Source organism: Pseudomonas sp. WAC2, from assembly GCF_030403525.1.
Taxonomy (GTDB): domain Bacteria; phylum Pseudomonadota; class Gammaproteobacteria; order Pseudomonadales; family Pseudomonadaceae; genus Chryseomonas; species Chryseomonas luteola.
The window spans coordinates 136,187-159,085 of record NZ_JAUEPD010000007.1; the positions used below are offsets into that span (position 1 = coordinate 136,187).

The following is a 22,899-nucleotide window of genomic DNA, read 5'->3' on the forward strand; positions in this document are numbered from 1 at the left end:
TTATTTGTATTTGCTCTCGATCTTACGCTTTTCCAGTGTGTACTGGGTCATGTCAATTTGACCCAGCTGAAGCTGGCTATCAAGCGTGTCCAGGTCCTTGTCACGCTCAGCATCAAGCTTAGCCTTGGTGGCCTGATAGTTGATGACCTTGGCTGCATCGTAACCGCCAACCGGGTCCCAGATGATGGAAAGAGGCCAGAGCAGAAGATTCACGACGCCAAAGCCGTATTCTCTGCTATAGAAAGAACCTCCTCCGGGAAGAAGGCCAAGGCCTGCTGCAAGACCAGGGCTCTTTTCTTGAACGACCAGACCGCGGGCTTCGTACCGGTCGAGTTCTGACTTCTGAAAACTGTTCAAGCCAGAGGCACATCCATTTAATAATACGGCCATTCCGATAGCCGCAACTGCTTTACGATACACCACTAATCCTTTCGGGCATCCTTGATTCGCACCATGCGAATTGTGATTAGGTTAACATTTTGCCGTGCCATTGATAAAGCTACCTTCTGCATTGGGATACGAGCGGCTCATTCCTGCAACCGCTCGATTCAACACCTTACAGCTGGGTAGTACGAATGCGCTGCAGAGTCTCCTGTACCTCAGCGGCAGCGTCTACAAACGAGGCTTGTTGCCTCAAGCGGGCCAGCAGTTCGGCACGCTTGCGTTCGGTAGTAGCCAGATAACGCTCCTGCACCGGGCCGAACCCCCGAATGTCCAGCGGTAACTTGGCAAGCTCAACTGCAACGGAATAATTGTCAGGCGTCAGACGCTGCAGGATTTCATCCAGGTTGGCTTCGTATTCCCTGAGCGTCTTCAACTCTCGCTTGCGGTCTTCAGTGCGGGCAAAGGGGTCCAGCCAGGTATTGCGGATACCTTTCAGGCGCGCCAGCATGCTGAAGCCTTTCATCATCCAGGGTCCGAACTGCTGCTTCTTCGGACCCTCACCAGCCTTGGATTTATTGAAGATAGGCGGAGCCAAATGGAAGTTGAGCGTGTAGTCGCCTTCAAACATCGAAGCAATCTTGCGTTGGAAGTCGCCATCGGTGTACAGACGCGCCACCTCGTACTCATCCTTGATAGCCAGGACCTTGTAATAGGCACGGGCAACCGCCTCACTCAACTCTCCGGCTTGTCCCATCAGGGCAGTATCAGCCGCCTTGATCTTTTCAAGACGCGCGAGGTAGCGCTCGGCATAGGCGGTGTTCTGGTACGCCGTCAGGTCATCCACACGCCGCAGAATCACTTCTTCAAGGGTTTTGGATAACTGGTGAGATGCGGTAACAACGGAGCCTTCCTTGACCTTCTGCTCGACCCGCGCTTGGTCAACGGCAGTTCGACGACCCCAGATGAAGGCTTTTTTGTTCAGCTCGACGGCAGCGCCATTCATTTCGATCGCCTGGAATAGCGAGTCCTGGCTAACCGGCAGCCAACCTTTCTGATAGGCCACTCCCATCAGGAAGGTGTTGGTTGCAATCGAATCCCCCATCAACGCAGTGGCGATACGGCTGGCATTGAGGAAAAAGGCACGATCCGTTCCTACGGCTTCGGCGATCTGAGCGGCCATGTCCGTAGACTGGAATTGAGGATCAGGATGGGTGTGAACATCGCCACTGTTTGCCTGATGGGCAAAGGTGCGAACAAAGTGGCTGGTTACGCTTTCCTGGCTGTTGACGAGCGCATGGGTGACGCCCTGGCGAAGCTTATCAAGCGTCTCGGCATTGGCACTGACGATGAGATCGCCACCTAACAACAGGTTGGTTTCACCTTCGGCAATGTGGGGTGCAAAGAGCTGCTCCTGCCGCTCGGCGATACGGACATGGGTCCACACTGCGCCACCTTTCTGCGCCAACCCAGCCATGTCCAGCGTCAGCACTCCCTTGCTTTCAAGATAAGCCGCCATGCTCAGCAGGGCACCGATCGTGACGACTCCTGTACCGCCCACACCGGTTACCAGAATGCTGTAAGGCTCACTGACCGAGGCCAGTACAGGCTCAGGCAGATCCCAGCTATCGGAAGGGTCTTCCGCCAGCGCCTTGGCCTTGCGCAGCTTTCCGCCTTCCACCGTGACAAAGCTCGGGCAGAAACCTGAAAGACAACTGAAATCCTTGTTGCAAGCGGATTGGTCGATCTCGCGCTTGCGTCCGAACTCAGTCTCGACCGAAGCCACGGACATGCAATTGGACTTGCTGCTGCAATCACCGCAGTTTTCACACACGGCCTCGTTGATCACAACGCGACGAGCAGGATCAGGATAGGCACCACGCTTGCGGCGACGCCGCTTCTCGGCGGCACAGGTCTGGTCGTAGATGATGACGGATGCGCCCGGGTGCTCTCGCAGCTCACGCTGCACAGCGTCCAGCTCGTCACGGTGTTTGATTGGTACATTCTCGGCAAGCCCTTTGACTGGCTTGTATTTGTCCGGGTCATCCGTAACGACCACGATGCGCTCGATACCTTCAGCACGTAGCTGTTGTGAAATCTGCGGCACGGTCAAGGTACCGTCCACCGGTTGGCCGCCTGTCATGGCCACGGCATCGTTGTAGAGAATCTTGTAGGTAATCGGTACTTTCGCGGCGACCGATGCGCGAATGGCTAGAAGCCCTGAGTGGAAATAAGTCCCATCGCCCAGGTTCGCAAATACATGCTTTGTCTGGGTAAACGGTGCCTGTCCTACCCAGGCAACACCTTCACCACCCATCTGGCTGAATGTCTGGGTGTGCTCAGGGTAGATCCAGGTTGCCATGTAGTGACAACCGATCCCGGCCAGTGCGCGACTGCCTTCCGGGAGCTGAGTAGAAGTGTTGTGTGGACAGCCAGGGCAGTAATGGGGCATCCGCGCCATCTTGGTGACCAGTCCGCCTTTAGCCGCCAACTGAGCATCCAACACCGCCAGGCGCATCTGCAGCAGGCCATTGGACTGGCGTTGCAGGATGCGCTTGGCCAACGCACGGGCAATCTGCGCTGGGGTCAAGTCACTGGTGGCCGGGAGCAGCCAGTCCGTATGGGGCAGTGACCATTCGCCCTTGTCGTCAAACTTGCCCACGATGCGGGGGCGGACATCCTCGCGCCAGTTGTACAGCTCTTCTTTGAGCTGGTATTCGATCAACTGGCGTTTTTCTTCCACCACGATGATTTCTTCCAGCCCGTCGGCAAAATGCCGGACGCCTTCGGCTTCCAGGGGCCAGACCATGCCCACCTTGTATACGCGCAAGCCGATCTGCCGGGCCATGTCTTCGTCGATACCCAGAATCTTCAGGGCTTGGCAGACTTCCAGATACGACTTGCCTGACGTGATGATACCGATGCGGGCATTGGGAGAATCATGGGTGATGCGGTCGAGCCCGTTGGCCCGCGCATAGGCGAGGGCGGCATAGAGCTTATGCTCCAGCAAGCGCTTCTCTTGCACCAGTGGCGGATCGGGCCAGCGGATGTTGAGACCATCCGCCGGGAGCTCATAGGTAGGCACCTTGGGCTGTACACGAAGCGGGTCGACATCGACCACCGCGCCACTTTCCACGGTTTCCGAAATGGCTTTCATGGCCACCCAACAGCCTGAATAGCGGGACATGGCCCAGCCATGCAAACCAAAATCGAGGTATTCCTGCACCCCGGAGGGAGACAACACGGGCATCATCACAGCTTTGAAGATGTGCTCGGTCTGGTGGGGCAGCGTAGAAGAACGAGCGCCATGGTCGTCACCAGCGATGACCAGCACGCCCCCAAAGCGCGAAGAGCCTGCTGCGTTGGCATGGCGGAAGACATCGCCACAGCGATCAACACCTGGACCTTTGCCATACCACATGCCAAACACGCCGTCGTATTGCGCACCCTGGAAGAGGTTGACCTGCTGTGATCCCCAGACGGCCGTAGCGGCCAGGTCTTCGTTCAGGCCGGGCTGAAAGACAACGTGATGCTGTTTGAGATGGCTCTGAGCCTTCCATAAAGCCTGGTCCAGGCCGCCCAGTGGCGAGCCACGGTAGCCCGAGATGAACCCAGCAGTATTCAAACCTGCTGCAAGATCACGTTGCCGTTGCATCAAGGGTAGGCGAACGAGCGCCTGGATACCGGTTAGCAGGATACGCCCGCTTTCCAACGTGTACTTTTCATCCAACGTCTTGTTGGCTGCACTCATTCGCTACTCCTCGATTTATTGTTTTTGTCATCAGGATCGGGGCGAGCGAAGCCCCATTTGCTTTTGAGTGTAGGAAGGGGTACAGGTAACGTAAAATTCTAAAAACCGCACTCAGGTATTCGAAAATCAGATGGCCAGCTCCAAAGATATTTCGATGCGTCAACTACGCTACTTTGTGGCGGCTGCCACCACGGGCCGTTTCTCCCAGGCGGCATTGGATGTCCATGTTTCCCAGTCCGCGATTACCTCAGCAGTGGCTCAACTGGAGGAAAATCTGGGGGTCAATCTGTTTGAGCGACAGCCCTACGGGGTTGCTCTGACAGCAGAAGGACACCGGTTCCTGCAGCATGCCCGGCACATTCTCGATACATTGAATGACGCGCTCAAAGAACCCCTGTTTTTGAGCCATACCCAGGAAGGGGTGGTACGCGTAGGAGCCACTTATGCAGTGCTAGGGTATTTTCTGCCCAGCCTGCTGGCTCGCTTCAAGCGCAGCTATCCACAGGTGGATATTGATCTGGTCGACATGGATCGGCCCAGCATCGAGCAGGCTGTTCTGGAAGGACGCCTGGATCTTGGTCTGATCATTGTATCCAACAGCGAGGCCATTGACCGTTTCGAGCATTATGTTCTGATCCGATCACGCCGCCAGCTCTGGCTGGCCAGTCACCACCCGCTGATGACCAAACCCGACATTACCCTCAAGGATGTGGCAGAGCATGCCTACATCCTCGGGACGGTCGAAGAGGGCGAAGCCTCGACTCAGCGCTACTGGCAGGCACGCGGTCTGGAACCAAGGGTCGCGTTTCGAACATCCTCCATGGAGTCTGTACGTGGCTTGGTTGCCCATGGATTTGGCGTGACCATCCTGTCGGACATGGTGTTTCGCACCTGGTCGCTTGAAGGTAAGAAGATCGAGGTCCGCCCGCTCAATGATGCCGTTCCGCCTATGGAGCTCGGGCTGATCTGGAAGCCGGATACCGAACTCCCAACGGCAGCAGAAGCCTTTCGACAATTTCTCATTCAAGCCTGCGGAATGTAGAAGCACTTTTGCTAGATAGTAATGTTGTCGTATAACAGTTGCAGACCTAAACATAAGCACAACAGAAAAGAGGAGAATGCCTTGAGCTACACGGCAGCCATCAACCGATACGAATCCATGCCTTACCGTCGGGTAGGCAAGAGTGGTCTGGTCCTGCCCGCGCTGTCCTTGGGCTTGTGGCACAACTTCGGTGACACCACACCCCTTGAAAACCAGCGGGCCCTGTTGCGTACTGCGTTCGACTTTGGCATCAACCATTTCGATCTGGCCAATAACTATGGTCCTCCCTACGGCAGCGCCGAAACCAACTTCGGCCGAATCCTGCGGGAAGACTTCAAGCTCTATCGGGACGAGCTGATCATCTCCAGCAAAGCCGGCTGGGATATGTGGCCAGGGCCTTATGGACAGGGCGGCGGCTCACGCAAATACGTCCTGGCAAGCCTTGATCAGAGCTTGAAGCGTATGGGGCTGGATTACGTCGACATCTTTTACTCCCACCGCTTCGATGCCAACACACCACTTGAGGAAACCGCCAGTGCATTGGCTACGGCCGTGCAGCAGGGTAAGGCTCTATACATTGGCATATCATCCTATTCGGCTGGCAAGACACGCGAGATGGCGGCGCTGCTCAAGGAGTGGAAGGTTCCTCTTGTCATCCATCAGCCTTCCTACAACCTGTTCAATCGCTGGATCGAAAAAGACCTGCTGGATGCAACTGATAAGGTCGGTGCAGGCGTCATCGCATTTACACCGCTGGCCCAAGGCTTGCTGACCGGCAAATACCTCAATGGCGTACCGGAGGATGCACGGGTGAACCGTCCCGGTGGTGCCTCCTTGCGACCGGAGCACCTGTCCGATGACAACATCACACGGGCGCGCGCACTGAACGAGATTGCCCAGCGTCGCGGTCAGAGTCTGGCTCAGCTTGCCCTGGCCTGGATACTACGCGATTCGCGTGTCACCTCGGCTCTGATTGGGGCGAGTCGTCCGGAACAGTTGCAGGAAAATATCGGAGCCTTGAGCAATCTGTCCTTTAGCGCAGAGGAGCTGGCAGAAATCGATAAGTATGCCGTTGAAGGGGGAATCAATCTGTGGGAAAAACCCTCTACCGATAGCCCTATCTGATCGAGTGAAAGGGTACGACCTCTTCAGGGCGTACCCTTTGGAGAAGTATATGCAACCCGCGTGGCCGCTCACCTTGTTTTACGATGGCGACTGTCCGCTGTGTGCCCGCGAGATTCGACATCTGCGTCGACATGCTGACCCTGCACGCCTGTTGTTTATAGACGTAGCCGATCCAACCTTCGAAGCACCAGCACCTGAGATGTCATCACAGCAGTTCAGGGATCTGTTGCACGCCCGATTTGCCGACGGGCAATGGGTCAAGGGGCTGGATGCAACCTATTGGAGTTGGCGAGCGGCAGGGCTTGGCCGTTGGGCAGCACCTCTTGCCTGGAAGCCGCTGCGGCCGTTATTTGATTTGGGTTATCGCCTGTTTTTGCGCGCTCGCCCGCAACTGGCCTGGATTCCTCATCCACAAGGCTCCAAGCGCTGCAAGGATGATCAATGTACGCTTCCTGAGAAACCGAACGCTACCCGCAATTAATAGCTAGAAAGTAGCTCTATAAGGTTTCTTAAGAGGAAATGACCAGCAGGTCATCTTTATTCCTTACCGTTTGGTTTGAGGATCCGGGCAATCTTTGAACTTTTCCTATGCGTTCTGATGTCCCAATAGCATCACTGCCAAGGGAGTGGCCTTATTCATACAGCCCGCCCATGTCCCAGACAGGAGGGACCTTCACGCTGTTGGTGACGGGACTTTTCAACCAACGTTGGAAGAACGCGCATGAAAGCACTCTGTTGGCACGGGAAAAACGATATCCGCTACGACACCGTTCCGGACCCCAAGATCGAACACCCACGCGACGCTATTATCAAGACAACCAGCTGCGCCATTTGTGGCTCCGACCTTCACCTCTATGACCATTTCATTCCCGGCATGGAGTGCGGCGATGTCATGGGTCATGAGTTCATGGGAGAGGTGGTTGAGGTCGGCTCGGAAAACAAAGAGCTAAAGGTAGGCGATCGCATCGTCGTGCCATTCACCATTACCTGTGGCGAATGCGAGCAATGCAAACGCGGTAATTTTTCTGTCTGCGAGCGCTCGAACCGCCGTAAAGACCTGGGTGACAAAGTGTTTGGTCACTCCACAGCAGGCCTTTTTGGTTACTCGCACCTAACCGGCGGTTACGCAGGCGGGCAGGCCGAGTACGTACGTGTTCCGTTCGCAGATTCTACCCATGTAAAGGTTCCAAGCACGCTTACGGACGAACAGGTACTGTTCTTGGGTGATATTTTCCCCACGGGTTGGCAAGCTGCGGTGCAGTGTGACATTCAGCCTACTGATACCGTAGCGGTCTGGGGGGCGGGTCCGGTGGGTCAGTTTTGTGTGCGCAGCGCCATACTGCTGGGCGCCAAGCAGGTCGTGATGATCGATAACGTGCCTGAACGACTGCTCATGGCAGAAGCGGGCGGGGCGATAACCATCAACTTCGACAAGGAGAGCGTGGTTGAACGTCTGAACGAGCTTACCCGCGGTAAGGGTCCTGAAAAATGCATTGATGCCGTAGGCCTTGAGTCCCATGCGACGCGGTCGCTGGATGCCGTTTATGATCGGGTCAAGCAGGCGACCATGATGGAGAGTGATCGTCCTCATGTATTACGCGAGATGATCTATGTCTGTCGCCCAGCGGGCATTTTATCTATCCCGGGCGTTTACGGCGGATTGGTCGACAAGATTCCCATGGGAGCGCTCATGAATAAGGGACTTACCATGCGCACCGGGCAAACGCACGTCAAACGTTGGACGGATGACCTGCTGCGCCGTATCGATGACGGACAGATCGACCCCTCATTCGTGATTACCCATACGGTAAGTCTCGACCAGGGCCCGGAAATGTATAAGACCTTCCGGGACAAACTCGACAACTGCATCAAGGTTGTTCTGAAACCTTGAGGGAGACGGCTATGACCATGCTTGAGAAATTTTCATCCCCCCAGCGATCACTAGGCGCTTCAGACAAGCTGGCCCGTGGCCTCGGCTTTTACAGCCTGGGTCTTGGTCTCCTGGAGTTAGCTGCTCCACGGCTACTGACCCGCGCCTTGGGTATGGAAGGGTCGGAGAATATTGTTCGTGCCTATGGGGTGCGTGAGATTGTCAGTGGTGTCGGCGCGCTGAGTGACAACCCTACACCTGCGCTCTGGAGCCGTGTAGCGGGTGATGCCCTAGATCTCGCTACACTGGCGACCGGTCTGAATGCCGATAATCCCAAGCGGGGAAACGTGAAAATCGCGATGGCTGTCGTGCTGGCTACCGCGTTGGTCGATGTCATGGCAACACGGGGCGTCACAGAGCGCCACCACCGTCCACGACATATGCCTATACGTGACTACAGCAATCGATCCGGCTTTCCAAAGTCAATAAGCGACATGCGTGGTGCCGCAAGTGACTTTGAAACACCGGCTGATATGCGAGCCGATATCGGTAACGGTTATGCACGTGCAGATACTGGCCGCGCGTAATCAGAAACTAAAATGACAAGGCCTGCTTGAAAGCAGGCCTTGTCATTTCAGGCGAGGTGAGACTGGGAAAATGCGTTGTTACCTATCTCATCAAGCAAGAACGCCTGAAGTTTTTCGAAGGGAAGAGGGCGGCTGGGTAGAAACCCCTGGGCTAGGTCGCACTGGTTATCGATCAGAAAGGTAATCTGTTGCTGGGTTTCCACGCCTTCGGCAATGACTTTCAAATGCAATTTATGTCCCATGGCAATAATGGCTTCCGCCAGATCAAGATCCCGCGCATTGTTGGGAATATCCTGAATGAACGAGCGGTCCACCTTGATGGCATCCAAGGGAAGCTGACTCAGATACGCCAGTGATGAGTAACCTGTACCAAAGTCGTCAATGGACAACCGCACGCCAAGCTCACGCAGCTGCCTTAGCTGCCCGATAACTTGGTCGATGTTAGCCATTAGCGCGTTTTCGGTTACTTCAAGTTCGAGAAACTGGGGCTCCAGACGCGCCTGACTCAAGGCTTCCTGAACGTCGGATACGAGCGTTTCACGCTCCAGGCTGCGTACACAGCAGTTGACCGCAACTCCAATCTTAAAGCCTTGCCGATGCAGTTTCTTGATATCACGACAGGCTCGGCGAACCACCCAACGGTCAATATCGGCAATAAACCCGTTTGCTATCGCAATATCAATAAAGTTACCGGGCAGCAGGAGACCTTGTTCCGGGTGCTGCCAACGCACCAATGCCTCTACGTGGCAAACCTTGCCGCTACTCAAGTCAAAGACGGGCTGGTAATACACGGTCAGATTATTACGACTCAACGCCTGTCGTAGTTCTTCCTCCATCTTTAGCTCAAGAGACGCTTTGCTCCTGAGCTGCTCCTGAAAGAAATACAGCATGTTGCGACCATTAGCCTTGGATTTGTACAAGGCCAGATCGGCATGCTTCATGAGATCTTCACCGGTCGTTGCATCCTGCGGGAAGAGGCTGGCCCCAATGGACGTGGTTATAACCATCTTTCGGCCGGCCAGGATAATAGGCTCTTTCATCTTTTGCAGGATGCGGCGCCCCAACAGCTCGGCCTCATAATTCTCTTCAACGTTGGCAAGAATGCAGAATTCATCACCGCCTAGGCGTGCAATCAGGTCTCGCTCACGCAGGGCACTTTTCAGGCGCTGAGCCACAACACGCAACAGCTCATCACCGGCATCATGACCTAATGAATCATTGATCCGCTTGAAATTGTCCAAATCCAGAAACAGCAGTGCCATGGAAGTGCCTTGGGCCGCATGTTCATCCAACCGCATCTGGATTTCCTTGTTGAAGGAATAGCGATTGTGCAGACCTGTAAGGGCGTCGAAATGAGCGATGTTATGGAGTGAAGCCTGTGTGCTATCGAGTTCGTGGAGCAGGGCGTTGACCCGTTCAAGATCTCGACGCTGGCTTTCCAGCTTCTTTCCTGCCCATACCGCAACCAGGCTGCAGCTGATAATAATCAGCGAAATGAAGGCCGTCGCTATGCCTAGGTAAGGTGAGTGATTGTCAACGTGCGCACCAGGGTCAAACGTCGAGCCGGCGGGGAGGGTAAAGGTAACGGCCGCCATACCACTGAAATGCATAGAGATAATACCTGCACCCAGCGCCAGACTCGCCGCCAGTTTCAACTTGAGCGGAGCAGGGTTGTCCGGCTGGCGTAGCTTCAAGATCAACATCATCGATCCGAGGCTGGCCAACATCGATACCACAATAGAAAGCACGAATAGCCAGGGATCATAGTAGGCCGTCGCAGCAGATTGCATGGCGGCCATACCGATGTAATGCATGGCTGTAACCCCCAAGCCAATACTGATCGCCGCGCCGATATATTGCTTGGCGGTAAGAGCAGGGCGACCAATCATGACCATGGCCAGCAAGGACGCCATGATAGCGATGACCAGCGAAAGGGCTGTAAGGCGATGGTCGTAATACACCGGGATCGGCATGACGAACGCCATCATGGCGAGGAAGTGCATCGACCAGATACCGCCGCCCAAACAAAAGGCACCGATCCAGCGCCACAGCATGCGCGTTCGGCGATCATCCGCGACCGCAACATCAGCAAGACTCAGCGCGGTATAACCGGCGGCAGTTGCAATCAGATAGGAAAAGACAACCAATAGAGAAGTGTGGCTATGCTCGACAGGCGAAAGGCCGGATTGCTGAAGATCTGTGAGAAAATGAATACCTAACCAGTCCACGGCGAGCCACCTTTAAAGCTGAACGGCATTTGCCTATAAAAATGAGATCAATCTCACACAGCTTAGTTCTTTAACGGTTCGTTGGAAGCGGCACGAGACGGCTTTCGTAAGTACTTGTGTCTTCTATAAAATCCTATAAATAAGCTAATTTCCGATTACGTCCATAATCGGAAGTTGGTATACTAAAAAACCTGCCTTTTCAGTGTTATTTCGATGCTTTTCTCGTCTAAACCCCAGCCTTTATTTGATACTTATGCCAGTTTTCTTGGGCTTAACGCTACGTCTTATGAGGCAGAACATACGTCTATCCTGAATTACCTGAAAAGGTTTGAGCCTAGTATTCCGGCTAAAGACGATTATTTTCATGTGCGTGAATTTCTGCGCTCTTATGCCGGATGGGAAACGACATTCAAAGCCTATCGCACCCAAGTTGAGCGTCTCCTTCTATGGAGCTGGATCAAGGAAGGGAGGTCTATCCTTTCGCTCCGCCGTCAGGATGCCGAGGCGTTCCTGGCATTCAGTCAGGAGCCTGACGAGGACTGGGTGGGCACCTCTGTTCGTCGCCGCTTCATTCTGAAAGATGGCAGCATGGAGCCCAATCCGTTGTGGCGCCCCTTTGGGATTCAGGGTGATAAAGCCTCACGCAAGCTTGCTGCCGAAACAGGAGACGACGATGACACTACCCCAGAACGCTATGAAATGGCTCAGGGTACGCTCAAGCAAGTCTTTGCAATCTGCAGCTCATTCTATGATTACCTCAATGATCAGGACGTGTTGGTGGGTAATCCCTTTCGGGCAATCAAGCAAAAGAGCCGCTTCTTTCAAAAGAAAGCCAAGGCTGTCAGCGGCAAGGTCCTTGACCGCCTTCAATGGGAGTTCGTTATCGAAACAGCGGAATGGATGGCTGCAGAGGAGCCTGAAAAGCACGAGCGTACACTCTTTATCATAGCGACCCTGTTTTCACTCTACCTGCGAATCTCCGAACTTTCCGGGCGGCCCGGCTGGTCTCCCACCATGGACGCCTTTCAGAAAGATCCTGACGGTTCTTGGTGGTACGTTGCAATCGGCAAGGGCAACAAGGAGCGTCGTATCTCGGTCAGTGATGACATGCTGGTCTATCTCAAGCGCTACCGGGCCTTCCGCAATCTGACGCCGCTGCCATATGCCGGAGATCCTGCGCCGCTGCTGACCAAACACAACGGGCAAGGCGGCCTGACCGATCGGCAGATTCGCAACCTGGTACAGGAATGCTTCGACACGGCGCTTGTACGAATGAAACAGGAAGGTCGCAGCGAGGACGAAGTATCCAATCTGCGTGCAGCCAGCGCCCATTGGTTACGCCACACCAGCGCAACCTACGATGCACCCAGCAGACCACTCAAACACCTGCAGGAAGATCTTGGCCACGCCAAGGCGAGTACAACGCAAGACATTTACTACAACGCCATTAACCAGGAGCGAGCGGCGTCTGGTAAACAGCGGCGCCTGAAAGATCAATAAAGAAGTGAGCCATAAAAAGCTAAAAAAGCTCATATGGGGTTTCGCAGCGTTCAAGGCGCTGCCCCATGGCTCCATATCCAGAATACATAACTTCACATAATGTATATTATGTTAAATTAGATATTAGCAAGCACTGACGCCTCTATCCCCTTCATGGGTTTTGGGTCCTAAACCTTCATCTGGATCCGGTTAAGCCAAGACAGATTTTCTTGCCTCGTTAATGAACCTTCCTACGCCTTGTCTTTTTTTCACTGCCTGATACAACTGCCCAACTGAAATTCACTTTGCATGTTCAGTAAACCTTTTTCTGCGTGCGTGCAGCCTCGATGTTGCGCCTTATTCTGTCACTCAAGGAAAGCCTGGTATGTTCAAACGATTTGCAGCAGATGCTTTGGGACTAAGCGACATCGGGTCAATTATCAAACCGGCAGACTTCGACAAGGTCGATGCGGACGACTATCTCTTTCACGAGGACTGTGAAAAGATTTTCTTTCTGATCAAATCGAAAAAGGATGAATATTGCTTTACCAATCTGGCGTTGATTCATGTGGACGGCGAATCTGCGGTATCCTCCAAGCGCACTATCAAACGCTACGATTACCTCAGCGAGCGTATTCAGAGCGTCATGATTGAAACGGCCGGCACGGTGGATCTAGATGTCGAGCTGAAATTCGTCATAGGCGGCAAACCCTTCAGCATCGATATCAAAAAGACCTTTCTTGAACAAGTCAAAGACATCTACAAGTCTCTGATCGGGATCAGCAAGATTCAGCACCTGGAAGAACTCAAGCGTGCCAATGCACTAAAAGTACTGGATGTGACGGCCTCCATGTACAAGATTGCTAACCCAGCATCGCCTGAACACATAACCCAGCAATACACAGGTACCTTGGATACGCTCAATACATTGATGCTGGAGACTTATATGACCCATGACTACAGCGCTGTATTCAGCAAGTATGTCCAGGCTTAAATATTCGCCAAGCAGCAGCAATAGATAAAGTTTACATAAAAAGTAAAATGCGTAATGGGCGGCAGCTATCACCGCCCTATTCTCCCGGACTGCCTTCAGCTACTGTCCATTCTTTTAAAGCTCTGTATTGCACGCTTCCCTGGCTGCTTTCCGATACAAACAAGGCAAAGCGCTCTACTGGCCATGCCAATGACAAGAGTCCATTTGGCCGATAGCGGCTTTTACGTGCAGCCGTCAGGTGTGGGACAAAGGGTCTGCGATCCAGCGGAACGCCCAAACTTTTCAGTCCCAGGTTTAGATCGTCAACCAGCGAAACCAGCGGCACTGGCGTCTTGGATGCAATCATGCTGATAAGCCCCTGATGCCAACGCTCGACGCGATCAAGCACGACCGTACATGGCTCAAAGCGTATGTGATCGCCTAGAGCCATAAACGCGTCTATCTGTTCTTCTGGAATTTCACCTAGAAAAGCCAGTGTCATGTGGAGATTTTCAGGAGAAACCAGGCGCCCATCCATGCCCTGCTCCTTTCGCCAGGCGACTACACGTGCAACCACAGAGGCTGGGCACGGCAACGCAAAAAACATACGCATGATGATGGAATCCCTATAGTCAGAGCGATCAAACACTCTGACCCAGGAGCGGAAGCCTTATTCCGGTTTTTGGTAAGCAACGCAATCCACTTCGACTTTGCAGTCAATCACCATGCTCGACACTACACAGGCGCGTGCAGGCGGATGCTCGCCAAAATATTCCTTGAAGATCCTGTTGAAAGACATGAAGTCACGAGGATCATCCAGCCATACACCGCAACGCACCACATGTTCCGGGCCGTAGCCGGCTTCCTTGAGAATGGCCATGACGTTATCCAGGCATTGGCGCGTTTGAGTGACGATGCCGCCTTCGACCACTTCTCCGTTGACCATAGGGGTCTGGCCCGAGACGTAGAGCCATCCATCAGCCTCAACAGCGCGCGCAAACGGCAGGTGCTGCCCGCCTGTCCCGCTACCACCCTCAACACCGTAACGTTTGATTGACATGTCATCCTCCTAATTAAAGTGTGTACGCAGGTCGCCTTGCCGGGAAAGGAAGCGACCGTTTCTATGGGGAGTCAGTTGTTTAGCTGAATACGACAGGATTCCATTTACCCAGACAGCATCGATCCCCTCTGCGACAACCTTGGGCGTTTTGAAATCGGCGGCGGCATGTACAGTTTTGGGATCGAACAAGACCAGATCCGCCCAATAGCCTTCCTTGATTAATCCGCGCTTGTAGAGCCCAAAACGGGCCGCTGAAAGCCCGGTCATCTTGTATACCGCGGTATGCAGGGGAAACAGGGCCACGTCGCGACTGTAATGTCCCAGCACTCGCGGAAAGGCACCCCACAAGCGAGGGTGCGGGAATGGGTCTTCGGGTAGGCCGTCCGACCCGATCATTGATAGCGGATGAGCCAGAATGCGCCTCACATCGTTTTCATCCATTCCGTAATACACTGCCCCGGCCGGTTGCAGGCGTTTGGCAGCATCCAGTAGCGATACGCCCCACTCCTCTGCAATGTCGTTCAGGTCGCGGCCGCTCACGTCAGGATAGGGTGTAGACCAGGTAATGGTGATGCGAAAATCAGCTGTTACCTGCTTGAGATCCAGCGTTGAGGAACTGGCTGAATAAGGATAGCAATCACACCCAACTGGATGATCCCGTGCAGCTTGCTCCAGCGCCGCCAGAAGCTGTGGACTACGTCCCCAATTGCCTGCACCGGCACATTTGAGGTGCGAGACGATAACGGGCGCCTTCGCATGACGACCGATACGAAACGCTTCGTCCAAGGCCTCTAGTACAGGCTCGAATTCGCTACGCAAATGTGTGGTGTATACCGCTCCGTAGGCGTCCAGCTCTGAGGCCAGTTCCATTACTTCGTCGGTACTTGCGTCATAGGCCGAGGCATAAGCGAGCCCTGTGGAAAGCCCCAGCGCACCTTGCTCCAGACTCTCACGCAACTGAGCCCGCATGGCAGTAATTTCATCAGGCGTTGCCGTACGATAAAGGTTATCCATATGGTTGCTGCGCAATGCTGTATGCCCAACGAGGGCAGCAACGTTTACCCCTGGACGCGCCTGTTCGACGGCTGACTTGTAATCGGCGAACGTCGGATAGGCAAAGGCAGATGCTGGCCCCAACAGGTTCATTGGGTCTGGCGGCTCGCCCCGTAGACTGACGGGAGAAGCGCTGATGCCGCAGTTGCCTACGATAACAGTCGTTACACCCTGGCTTAGCTTGGGCAGCATCTCCAGTTGACGGATCACCACGGTATCGTCATGGGTATGAACATCAATGAAGCCCGGTGCAAGCACCCTCCCCGCGGCGTCAACCTCATGGGTTGCCGTTGCCCCACTTATGCGTCCTATCTGTTCTATTCGGCCGTTCTGTATAGCGATATCCGCCTGATAACCCGGCGAGTTGCTGCCATCGATCACCTGTGCATTGCGGATAAGAGCATCGTAGGTTGGCATTGCTAGTCTCCCAGCGGCAATCGCTCATCGCCGCCACGGTAGTCGTCCATGGCGAGCTTGATGCGCCGCAAGCGTTCCTGATTCGCTTCAGGTGCGCTCAATGCCAGCTCGGTAGCCAGAATATCCACGGCGAGCATCATTCCGTAGCGGGCGGCGGTAGGTTTATAGATAAAGTCTGTTTCAGCCAGAAACAGCGGCAGTACGACATCAGCCAGTTGGGCAACCGGCGATGCTTCAGGTGCAATGGCCAGAATGCGAGCGCCGTACCCCTTGGCCAGCTGCAGCGACTCGACAAGTTCGGGGGTTATGCCCGTCATCGAGCAGGCAATCACTACCTGATCCTGGCCCAACGTGGCAGCCGTCAGGCGCATCAGAACCGGATCGTGATAAGCCGCGATGGGGTAACCCAGCCGAACCAGCCGGTATTGCAGTTCATCCGAAAAGATCGTGGAGCAACCGCCCATACCAAAGGCGTAAACCATGCGCGCCTCGTGAACAAGTGCAACGGCCCGTGCAAAGGTTTGCTCATCGAAACAGGCCAGATGCTGGCGAAGCGTTGTTTCAATGTCACTGACGATATTGCCAAAGAATGCAGAATGCTCCGGTGCGTGTGTTCGGCCCAGAAACCGCGCTCCAACACCGCTGGCCTGAGCCAGCTGCAAGCGCAGGTCCCGAAGGTCCTTGCACCCTGCGCTGCGGGCAAAGCGGGACAAGGTCGCACTACTGACCTCAGCCCGTGTCGCCAGCTCGTCCAGGCTGGCGCTGGCTGCGAACGGCACGTCCTCCAGGATCAGGCGAGCGATACGTTGTTCGCCTGCACTCATATGCTCGAGACGTGCACGGATTTGATAAAGAATGTCCATTACAGTACAGCCGCCAACGCTAATGTCAGAAGAAAGGCGATGATGGAAATCAAGGTTTCCAATACGGTCCACGTCTTGAACGTCTGGGTTACCGTCATGTTGAAATACTCTTTGATCAACCAGAACCCGCCGTCATTTACATGGGAAAAGATGACCGACCCTGCCCCGGTAGCCAGAACCAGCAGTTCAGGGTGTGGATAGCCTAACCCTAGCGCAACAGGCGCGACGATGCCTGAAGCCGTGGTCATGGCGACCGTGGCCGAGCCGGTGGCAATGCGCATCAGCGCAGCAAAAAGCCACCCCATCATCAGGGGTGACAGGTTGAATTCCCGGGCCAGTCCAACGATTTCAGTGGTTACACCGGCATCGATAAGGATTCGGTTGAGCCCTCCACCAGCGCCTACCAGTAATGTGATCGTGGCCGTTGGAGCCAGGCATTCATTGGTAAATTTCAGGATCGCATCGCGGTTGAAGCCTTGAGCCAGCCCTAACGTCCAAAAACTCACCAATGTGGCAACCAGCAGTGCAATCACGGAGTTGCCGATAAATTGCAGAAACTGATTGAAGGCGCTGCCCGGCGTTGAAATCAGGTTGGCCCAGCCACCCATCAACATCAGCACAACGGGCAGGATAATCGTACCGATCGTGACGCCAAAACCAGGCAGCTGTTTACGAGGCTCACGCTCGGTAAACTGCTCGGCCAGTGGATTTTCGGCAGGTAACTGAATCTTTGGAACGATGAACCTGGCGTAGACCGGTCCAGCAAGAATAGCCGTCGGAATACCTACGAGAACCGCATAGAAGAGCGTCTGCCCTACCGAGGCATGATAGGACTGCACGGCCAGCATGGCAGCAGGATGCGGCGGAACGAGCGCATGCACAACCGACAACCCCGCGACCATGGGCAGGCCTACCATCAGGATAGAGACACCTACACGGCGGGCCACGGTAAAGGCGATAGGAACCAGCAGCACGAAGCCCACTTCAAAAAACAGGGGCAGCCCCACGAGAAAGGCAATGCAGACCATCGCCCAATGGGCATTGCGCTCACCGAACCTGGCAATCAGGGTACGAGCGACCTGCTCTGCGCCGCCTGACTCGGCCATCATCTTGCCGAGCATGGTGCCCAATGCCACGACCAGGGCGATATGCCCAAGCGTCTTACCGACGCCGGCCTCATAAGAAGCAACAATCGTATTGGCTGGCATACCGGCGACCAGAGCCAGTCCTACCGATACCAGGGTAATCACGATAAAGGGATTCAACCGATACCGCGCAATCAAGACAATCAACGCAATGATGGCCACTACGGCATAGATCAGAAGCCAGAACCCGGTAGAAGGCGTCATCGAGCATTCCTCGTGCCTGAATCCGTCCATGGCTGGACGGCATAACGTCATTGTTAGAAATAAGTAGCGACGGCTCCGGTGACACGGTATTGCTCATCTACCAGGAGGAGCTGCTTCCATTTATCGAACGTGAGACATGGATGAGAAATATCGAAACACAGCATGTCCCCTACCTGCAGATCCGCCTCGGGTGGTACGTCCATAAAGGCATGCTGATCCATCATGGCGCTGATCTTCCAGGCTACAGGCGCCTCCATTGGAGAGGCGGAATGACCGGGCCGAAAATGCAGCGTGGGAACAGGGAAACCGGCATCGAACGCCGCATCACGCTTGCCCAGTGCAATGATGGCGCGACCCGGCTCGGGTCGTGATTGTACATAGGCCCACAGCTGCAGGGCGGGCAGAAGGCTACGCTGCATCTCTTGTGCAACAGGGTTATTGGCCTGAATACGTGCCTCGGCCGCTTTGTAGATACCTACGTCATGGGTGAGATAGCAGCCGGGGCGTAACACAATATCCAAAGGCAGCCCCGTCTGAGGTAGCGCAAACTCCTCGGCAACCAGATCGAACCAGGCAGACCCAGCGCCTGACAGGATAATGCGAGGCTCGGCAAACCCGCTTTCATCAGCTATGGCACGCGTCCTTGCTACGGTTTGCTTAAGAAAATCACGGATTTCGGCCTCCTCTTTCAAGACTCCCTCGTAGACCTCAACCCCTACCAGGGCCAATGCGTGTGGCCAGTGTGAAATGGCGTCTCGCACTGCCTTTTCCTGCTCCTCATTACGTACCCCAGTTCGTCCACCTGATACGCCGTATTCGAGTAGAACCCTGAGGCGCTGACCTCTCCCGCTGAAGTAACGCCCCAGGCTTTCGATGTTCTGAGGAGAATCAACTACACAGCAAAAGCTGAAACCGGGATCGGCCTCTTGCAGATCGGCAATCAGGGCCATATTGGCTTTGCCAACCAGCTGATTGGCCATTAGCACACGCCGTATCCCGTGGGTAAACGCTACGCGAACCTGTGGTGCAGTGGCGAGCGTAATACCCCAAGCCCCCGCCTCCATTTGCCGCTTGAACAATGCCGGGCTCATGGTGGTTTTACCATGCGGCGCAAGCTGTACGCCGTATCGCTCCATAAACTGCTTCATCCACTGCAGGTTATGCTCGATACGCTGCTCCCGCAGTACCGCAACAGGCAGACTCACGTCCTCCTTCAAGATATCCCACCCCGAGGCGGCAACTTCTTGGGTAGAGACAGTACCCGCTAACGAACCGAGACCCTTTCCGAGTCCATTGACTTGTTCAGATGCAGCATGGTGAGGCTTCACGGCGATTCCCCTGCCTGGCTTTTTGAAAGCAACATACACCGAAGCGAGGTTTTATCAATTGATCATGAAAACTAATTTCATAAGCAGAAGACCTGATGCCGTTATTGGATAAAAACAGGTCGTAATTTAGGAAGAGGTTGTGCTTTTGGCAGGGCATGTAGAGACAATGGGCTCGTCTGTCATGACTTTGTGAGCAAAGCTCAATGCATCCTTTTGAGAGACCAGCCAAGCCCCTGAGTGGCTTTCGCCCTTATATACATGAGCCTCAATTGTCGTACCGGCATTGCAGGCCTCCCGAACCAGTAGCTGCTGCCCCTCTGGGCGAACATCCCGGTCCGCATCGCCGGTTCCGACAAACAAGGGCTGGTCCAGCTTCAAGGTATTGAAGCGATATTGAGGCAAAAGAATCTTGGCCATCGTCTTTACCGCCTCGGGTTGAACCGTATTAGCCTGAGTGAGGCCAGCCTGCATGACCTCTCGTGCCAAGGTGCCCACACACAAGCGGGCGGCCTTTTCGAATAACGGCATGGCTTTTGGCGTAAACAGCGTCGAAGCATCGGTTACTGGCTGCCTCTGATGGGCAACCAGCGCTACGTAAAGCATATAGGCAATGCCGGGATCCACCTGGTTAGGATCTACCCCCGAGACGGTCATCGTTCTTTCCGTCAGATACGGTATACCTGTGACTATCGTGCCCTTGATATCCAGCTCCGGCGCATACTCCTTGGCAAATCCGGCCGTCGCAAAGGCCGCTCCGCCCCCTTGTGACTGTCCTGCTACGATCACCTTGTTGGCGATGGGATATCGTCCATCCGTAACGGCGCGGATACTATCGAGCACACCGTAGGCCTCGGAGCGCTTGGTCAGGTAGGGATGCAAACCGGGCGTGCCAAGCCCCTCATAATCCGTCGCGACAATGGCGTAACCCTGCTTAAGCCAGCGATTCAAGTAATCTTTGTAAACGGTTGGTGCTTCATTCCAGGACGGCGCGCAGACATCGGCTACGCCTACCGTTCCATGAGCCCACGCCAGCAACGGCCACCCTCCCTCAGGCGGTTGCCCTTTGGGAACGAACAACTGACCAGAGACCGTAATGGGCGAGCTGTCCAGACCGCTCACTGACGTGTAAAGAATACGAAACTGCCCTTCTGCATCCTCCAACCGATTTTGTGGGGGAAGTGGCTCACTGCGCAGCAACTCACCTGCAGCGGTTGGAATAGATTTATCCCACCGATAGAACGTTGAAACGCCACCGTCCCCCGAATCCCAAGATTCCTGGGCCCTCGCTGGCTCTATCCCCATTAGTAACAACTGGGCACTGACCAGCAGAGTTGCTCTGAGCAGTCCTCTACGTTCATGAACAGGTCTTGCTCTGAATGACATCGTACTGTCTCTCCGCAGATTTTATGGGACGGCTTTTATGCAAGACAGCGACTACGGCTCATGGTTTGATCAACGCCCTTTTGACCTGCTGCGCCGTACCAGAAATAGGAGTGCGAAGACTCGCACAGTTAAAAAACCGAAGACCGTCTATCCTGTTTTTGCTTGTCGTACCGCTTCGCTTGGAATACTGTATATCCAAACAGGAAAAGGACTGAGGTTGCATTATGTCGCTTGATCAAGCGGAAATGACAGTTAAGCAAGACCTGGAATGTGCTCTGGCATCGCTGGACATGCAGCGTGACGATTTTCTCGAACTGGCGCGCGGCATCAGACAGAAAATCTCGGAAGAGACTGAGGAAGCCGTTGAGCTGGAAGCCAATCTTGGCTGATTGCTCTTGAGTTAAACGGTACTTCTCCCGCTGCGGCTGCACCTGATCAGCCGCACGCTAATCTCCTGATTAAAGCTTTTTGCTATATCTATAGCGCCGGAAGCTATTTTATTAGCCCACTTGTGTAATCTTATAGTTCTAGATCCTTACATTATGGAATAAGAACATGAGAACCGCTCTGCGTCGTTATTTCACGTTTGTAAGCCTGGCTCTGGCACTCGGTATCTTCGTTAATGCCCATGCAGAAGACCTGTTAAAGGAAGTCAAGCAGCGCGGTACGCTGGTGATTGGGCTTGAGGGTACTTACCCTCCTTTCAGTTACCAGGATGAAAACGGCAAGCTGACCGGTTTTGAAGTCGAGTTTGCCCAGGCGCTGGCCAAGGAAATGGGCGTACAGCCAAAAATCCAGCCGGGCAAATGGGATGGTTTATTGGCCGCGTTGGATTCCAGGCGTCTGGATGTGGTGATCAATCAGGTCACCATTAGCGAAGAGCGCAAGAAAAAATATGATTTTTCGACGCCCTATACGGTCTCCGGTGTCCAGGCAATGACTCGCAAGAACGAGCAGGACACCATCAAGAAGCCGGAAGACTTGGCCAACAAGAAGGTGGGTGTTGGTCTTGGTACCAATTATGAGCAATGGCTCAAGGAAAACGTACCACAGGCTGATGTTCGCACTTATGAAGACGACCCAACCAAGTTTCAGGACCTGCGTGTAGGTCGGATCGATGCCGTTCTGGTAGACCGACTGGCCGCCTTTGAAATGGCTGCCAAAACCGATAACCAGTTTGTACCAGTAGGCGAACCGTTCAATCGTCAGGAGTCGGGCGTGGCCGAGCGCAAGGGAAATCCCGAATTCCATGCCGCCATCGACCAGGCCATTGCCAAGATGAAAGCTGATGGCACGCTGGCCAAGCTCTCACAGAAGTGGTTCAAGGCTGACGTCACTCAATGAGCGAATCCAGCCTTCAACTGATACTGGATTCGCTTCCGTTTCTACTCAAAGGTGCCGTCTGGACTGTACTACTCAGTCTGGGCGGCATGTTTTTCGGGCTGGTGCTAGGATTCTTTCTGGCACTGATGCGGCTTAGTCAAAACATGATAGTGCGCGCAGTAGCGCGGGTATACGTGTCTTTCTTTCGAGGCACCCCACTGCTTGTGCAGCTGTTCATGATCTATTACGGCTTGCCTGAGCTGGGCATTCAGCTAGATCCTCTGCCCGCTGCGCTCGTGGGTTTTTCGCTGAATATGGCCGCTTACATCTGTGAAATTCTGAGGGCAGCCATTGCCTCGATTGACCGAGGACAATGGGAGGCGGCTGCCAGCATCGGCATGACACGGGCACAGACACTGCGTAGGACCATCCTTCCTCAAGCAGCCCGTACGGCGCTCCCACCTTTAGGTAACAGCTTCATTTCGCTGGTAAAAGATACCTCTCTTGCGGCTACCATTCAGGTCCCAGAGATGTTTCGCCAAGCGCAGCTCATTACGGCGCGTACCTTTGAAATCTTCAGCATGTATCTAACGGCAGCATTGATCTACTGGGTTCTGGCCAGCACCTTGGCGGCGTTACAGAACACGCTGGAAAATCGGGTAAACCGGCATGATCAGGAGCGTTGAG

The 22,899-nt window shown here is 54.3% G+C and carries 20 protein-coding genes; 10 read left to right on the forward strand and 10 right to left on the reverse strand.

The features are described from left to right. Nucleotides 1-390, reverse strand: a complete 390-nt coding sequence (locus QWJ10_RS16115) for a hypothetical protein (RefSeq protein ID WP_289928209.1) — start codon at nucleotides 388-390, stop codon at nucleotides 1-3. 166 nt (nucleotides 391-556) lie between these two features. Next, a complete protein-coding gene (locus QWJ10_RS16120; protein WP_289927966.1) occupies nucleotides 557-4,132 on the reverse strand; it encodes an indolepyruvate ferredoxin oxidoreductase family protein in 3,576 nt (1,191 codons plus the stop codon). A gap of 130 nt (nucleotides 4,133-4,262) precedes the next feature. Between QWJ10_RS16120 and QWJ10_RS16125 the strand changes: the two genes are divergently transcribed. From QWJ10_RS16125 to QWJ10_RS16145, 5 genes are all read left to right on the forward strand, one after another. Then, a complete protein-coding gene (locus QWJ10_RS16125; RefSeq protein ID WP_019364172.1) occupies nucleotides 4,263-5,174 on the forward strand; it encodes a LysR substrate-binding domain-containing protein in 912 nt (303 codons plus the stop codon). A gap of 81 nt (nucleotides 5,175-5,255) precedes the next feature. Continuing rightward, nucleotides 5,256-6,299, forward strand: a complete 1,044-nt coding sequence (mgrA, locus tag QWJ10_RS16130) for an L-glyceraldehyde 3-phosphate reductase (RefSeq protein ID WP_289927969.1) — start codon at nucleotides 5,256-5,258, stop codon at nucleotides 6,297-6,299. A gap of 49 nt (nucleotides 6,300-6,348) precedes the next feature. Continuing rightward, nucleotides 6,349-6,780 carry a DUF393 domain-containing protein gene (locus QWJ10_RS16135; RefSeq protein ID WP_289927971.1) on the forward strand — a complete coding sequence of 144 codons (432 nt, stop codon included), beginning with the start codon at nucleotides 6,349-6,351 and terminating at the stop codon, nucleotides 6,778-6,780. A 240-nt stretch (nucleotides 6,781-7,020) separates the two neighbouring features. After that, nucleotides 7,021-8,190 (forward strand): zinc-dependent alcohol dehydrogenase, encoded by a 1,170-nt coding sequence (locus QWJ10_RS16140; protein WP_010798320.1) that lies wholly within the window; start codon nucleotides 7,021-7,023, stop codon nucleotides 8,188-8,190. Nucleotides 8,191-8,207: 17 nt separating this feature from the next. Next, nucleotides 8,208-8,756: a hypothetical protein gene (locus QWJ10_RS16145; protein WP_289927975.1), complete on the forward strand. Its 549-nt coding sequence runs from the start codon at nucleotides 8,208-8,210 to the stop codon at nucleotides 8,754-8,756. A 47-nt stretch (nucleotides 8,757-8,803) separates the two neighbouring features. On the opposite strand, the gene QWJ10_RS16150 is transcribed toward QWJ10_RS16145, so the two are convergent. Further along, nucleotides 8,804-10,984 (reverse strand): bifunctional diguanylate cyclase/phosphodiesterase, encoded by a 2,181-nt coding sequence (locus QWJ10_RS16150; RefSeq protein WP_125888391.1) that lies wholly within the window; start codon nucleotides 10,982-10,984, stop codon nucleotides 8,804-8,806. Nucleotides 10,985-11,350: 366 nt separating this feature from the next. Here QWJ10_RS16150 and QWJ10_RS16155 point away from each other — a divergent pair, with 366 nt between their 5' ends. Beyond that, nucleotides 11,351-12,484: a tyrosine-type recombinase/integrase gene (locus QWJ10_RS16155; RefSeq protein WP_260466382.1), complete on the forward strand. Its 1,134-nt coding sequence runs from the start codon at nucleotides 11,351-11,353 to the stop codon at nucleotides 12,482-12,484. Nucleotides 12,485-12,848: 364 nt separating this feature from the next. After that, the gene (locus tag QWJ10_RS16160; protein ID WP_289927979.1) at nucleotides 12,849-13,457 is read left to right on the forward strand and encodes a PH domain-containing protein; all 609 of its coding nucleotides are present in this window, start codon (nucleotides 12,849-12,851) and stop codon (nucleotides 13,455-13,457) included. 76 nt (nucleotides 13,458-13,533) lie between these two features. Here the strand turns inward: QWJ10_RS16160 and thpR are convergent, their stop codons facing one another. The 7 genes from thpR to QWJ10_RS16195 all read right to left on the reverse strand — a co-directional run bounded on the left by thpR (nucleotide 13,534) and on the right by QWJ10_RS16195 (nucleotide 20,889). Then, nucleotides 13,534-14,049, reverse strand: coding sequence for an RNA 2',3'-cyclic phosphodiesterase (thpR, locus tag QWJ10_RS16165; protein ID WP_289927981.1), 516 nt, complete (start codon nucleotides 14,047-14,049; stop codon nucleotides 13,534-13,536). Between the two features lie 57 nt (nucleotides 14,050-14,106). Next, nucleotides 14,107-14,496, reverse strand: coding sequence for a RidA family protein (locus tag QWJ10_RS16170; protein ID WP_289927982.1), 390 nt, complete (start codon nucleotides 14,494-14,496; stop codon nucleotides 14,107-14,109). A 9-nt stretch (nucleotides 14,497-14,505) separates the two neighbouring features. Continuing rightward, the gene (locus tag QWJ10_RS16175) at nucleotides 14,506-15,966 is read right to left on the reverse strand and encodes a D-aminoacylase (protein WP_289927984.1); all 1,461 of its coding nucleotides are present in this window, start codon (nucleotides 15,964-15,966) and stop codon (nucleotides 14,506-14,508) included. 2 nt (nucleotides 15,967-15,968) lie between these two features. Beyond that, on the reverse strand, nucleotides 15,969-16,829 hold the full coding sequence (locus tag QWJ10_RS16180) for a MurR/RpiR family transcriptional regulator (RefSeq protein ID WP_289927986.1): 861 nt from the start codon (nucleotides 16,827-16,829) through the stop codon (nucleotides 15,969-15,971). Then, a complete protein-coding gene (locus QWJ10_RS16185) occupies nucleotides 16,829-18,178 on the reverse strand; it encodes a gluconate:H+ symporter (RefSeq protein ID WP_019364162.1) in 1,350 nt (449 codons plus the stop codon). Before QWJ10_RS16185 ends, QWJ10_RS16180 begins: the two co-directional genes overlap by 1 nt. Before the next feature lie 53 nt (nucleotides 18,179-18,231). Next, complete coding sequence (locus QWJ10_RS16190) at nucleotides 18,232-19,383, reverse strand: amino acid deaminase (RefSeq protein WP_289927988.1); 1,152 nt, start codon at nucleotides 19,381-19,383, stop codon at nucleotides 18,232-18,234. Between the two features lie 249 nt (nucleotides 19,384-19,632). Then, nucleotides 19,633-20,889 carry a lipase family protein gene (locus tag QWJ10_RS16195; RefSeq protein ID WP_289927991.1) on the reverse strand — a complete coding sequence of 419 codons (1,257 nt, stop codon included), beginning with the start codon at nucleotides 20,887-20,889 and terminating at the stop codon, nucleotides 19,633-19,635. A gap of 224 nt (nucleotides 20,890-21,113) precedes the next feature. Between QWJ10_RS16195 and QWJ10_RS16200 the strand changes: the two genes are divergently transcribed. The 3 genes from QWJ10_RS16200 (at nucleotide 21,114) to tcyL (ending at nucleotide 22,898) form a co-directional block, all read left to right on the forward strand. Beyond that, complete coding sequence (locus QWJ10_RS16200; protein WP_010798332.1) at nucleotides 21,114-21,278, forward strand: hypothetical protein; 165 nt, start codon at nucleotides 21,114-21,116, stop codon at nucleotides 21,276-21,278. Nucleotides 21,279-21,444: 166 nt separating this feature from the next. Next, the gene (tcyJ, locus tag QWJ10_RS16205; protein WP_289927995.1) at nucleotides 21,445-22,233 is read left to right on the forward strand and encodes a cystine ABC transporter substrate-binding protein; all 789 of its coding nucleotides are present in this window, start codon (nucleotides 21,445-21,447) and stop codon (nucleotides 22,231-22,233) included. Continuing rightward, nucleotides 22,230-22,898: a cystine ABC transporter permease gene (gene tcyL, locus QWJ10_RS16210; RefSeq protein ID WP_125888398.1), complete on the forward strand. Its 669-nt coding sequence runs from the start codon at nucleotides 22,230-22,232 to the stop codon at nucleotides 22,896-22,898. The genes tcyJ and tcyL overlap by 4 nt, the downstream gene beginning before the upstream one ends. Nucleotide 22,899: the final 1 nt, after the last annotated feature.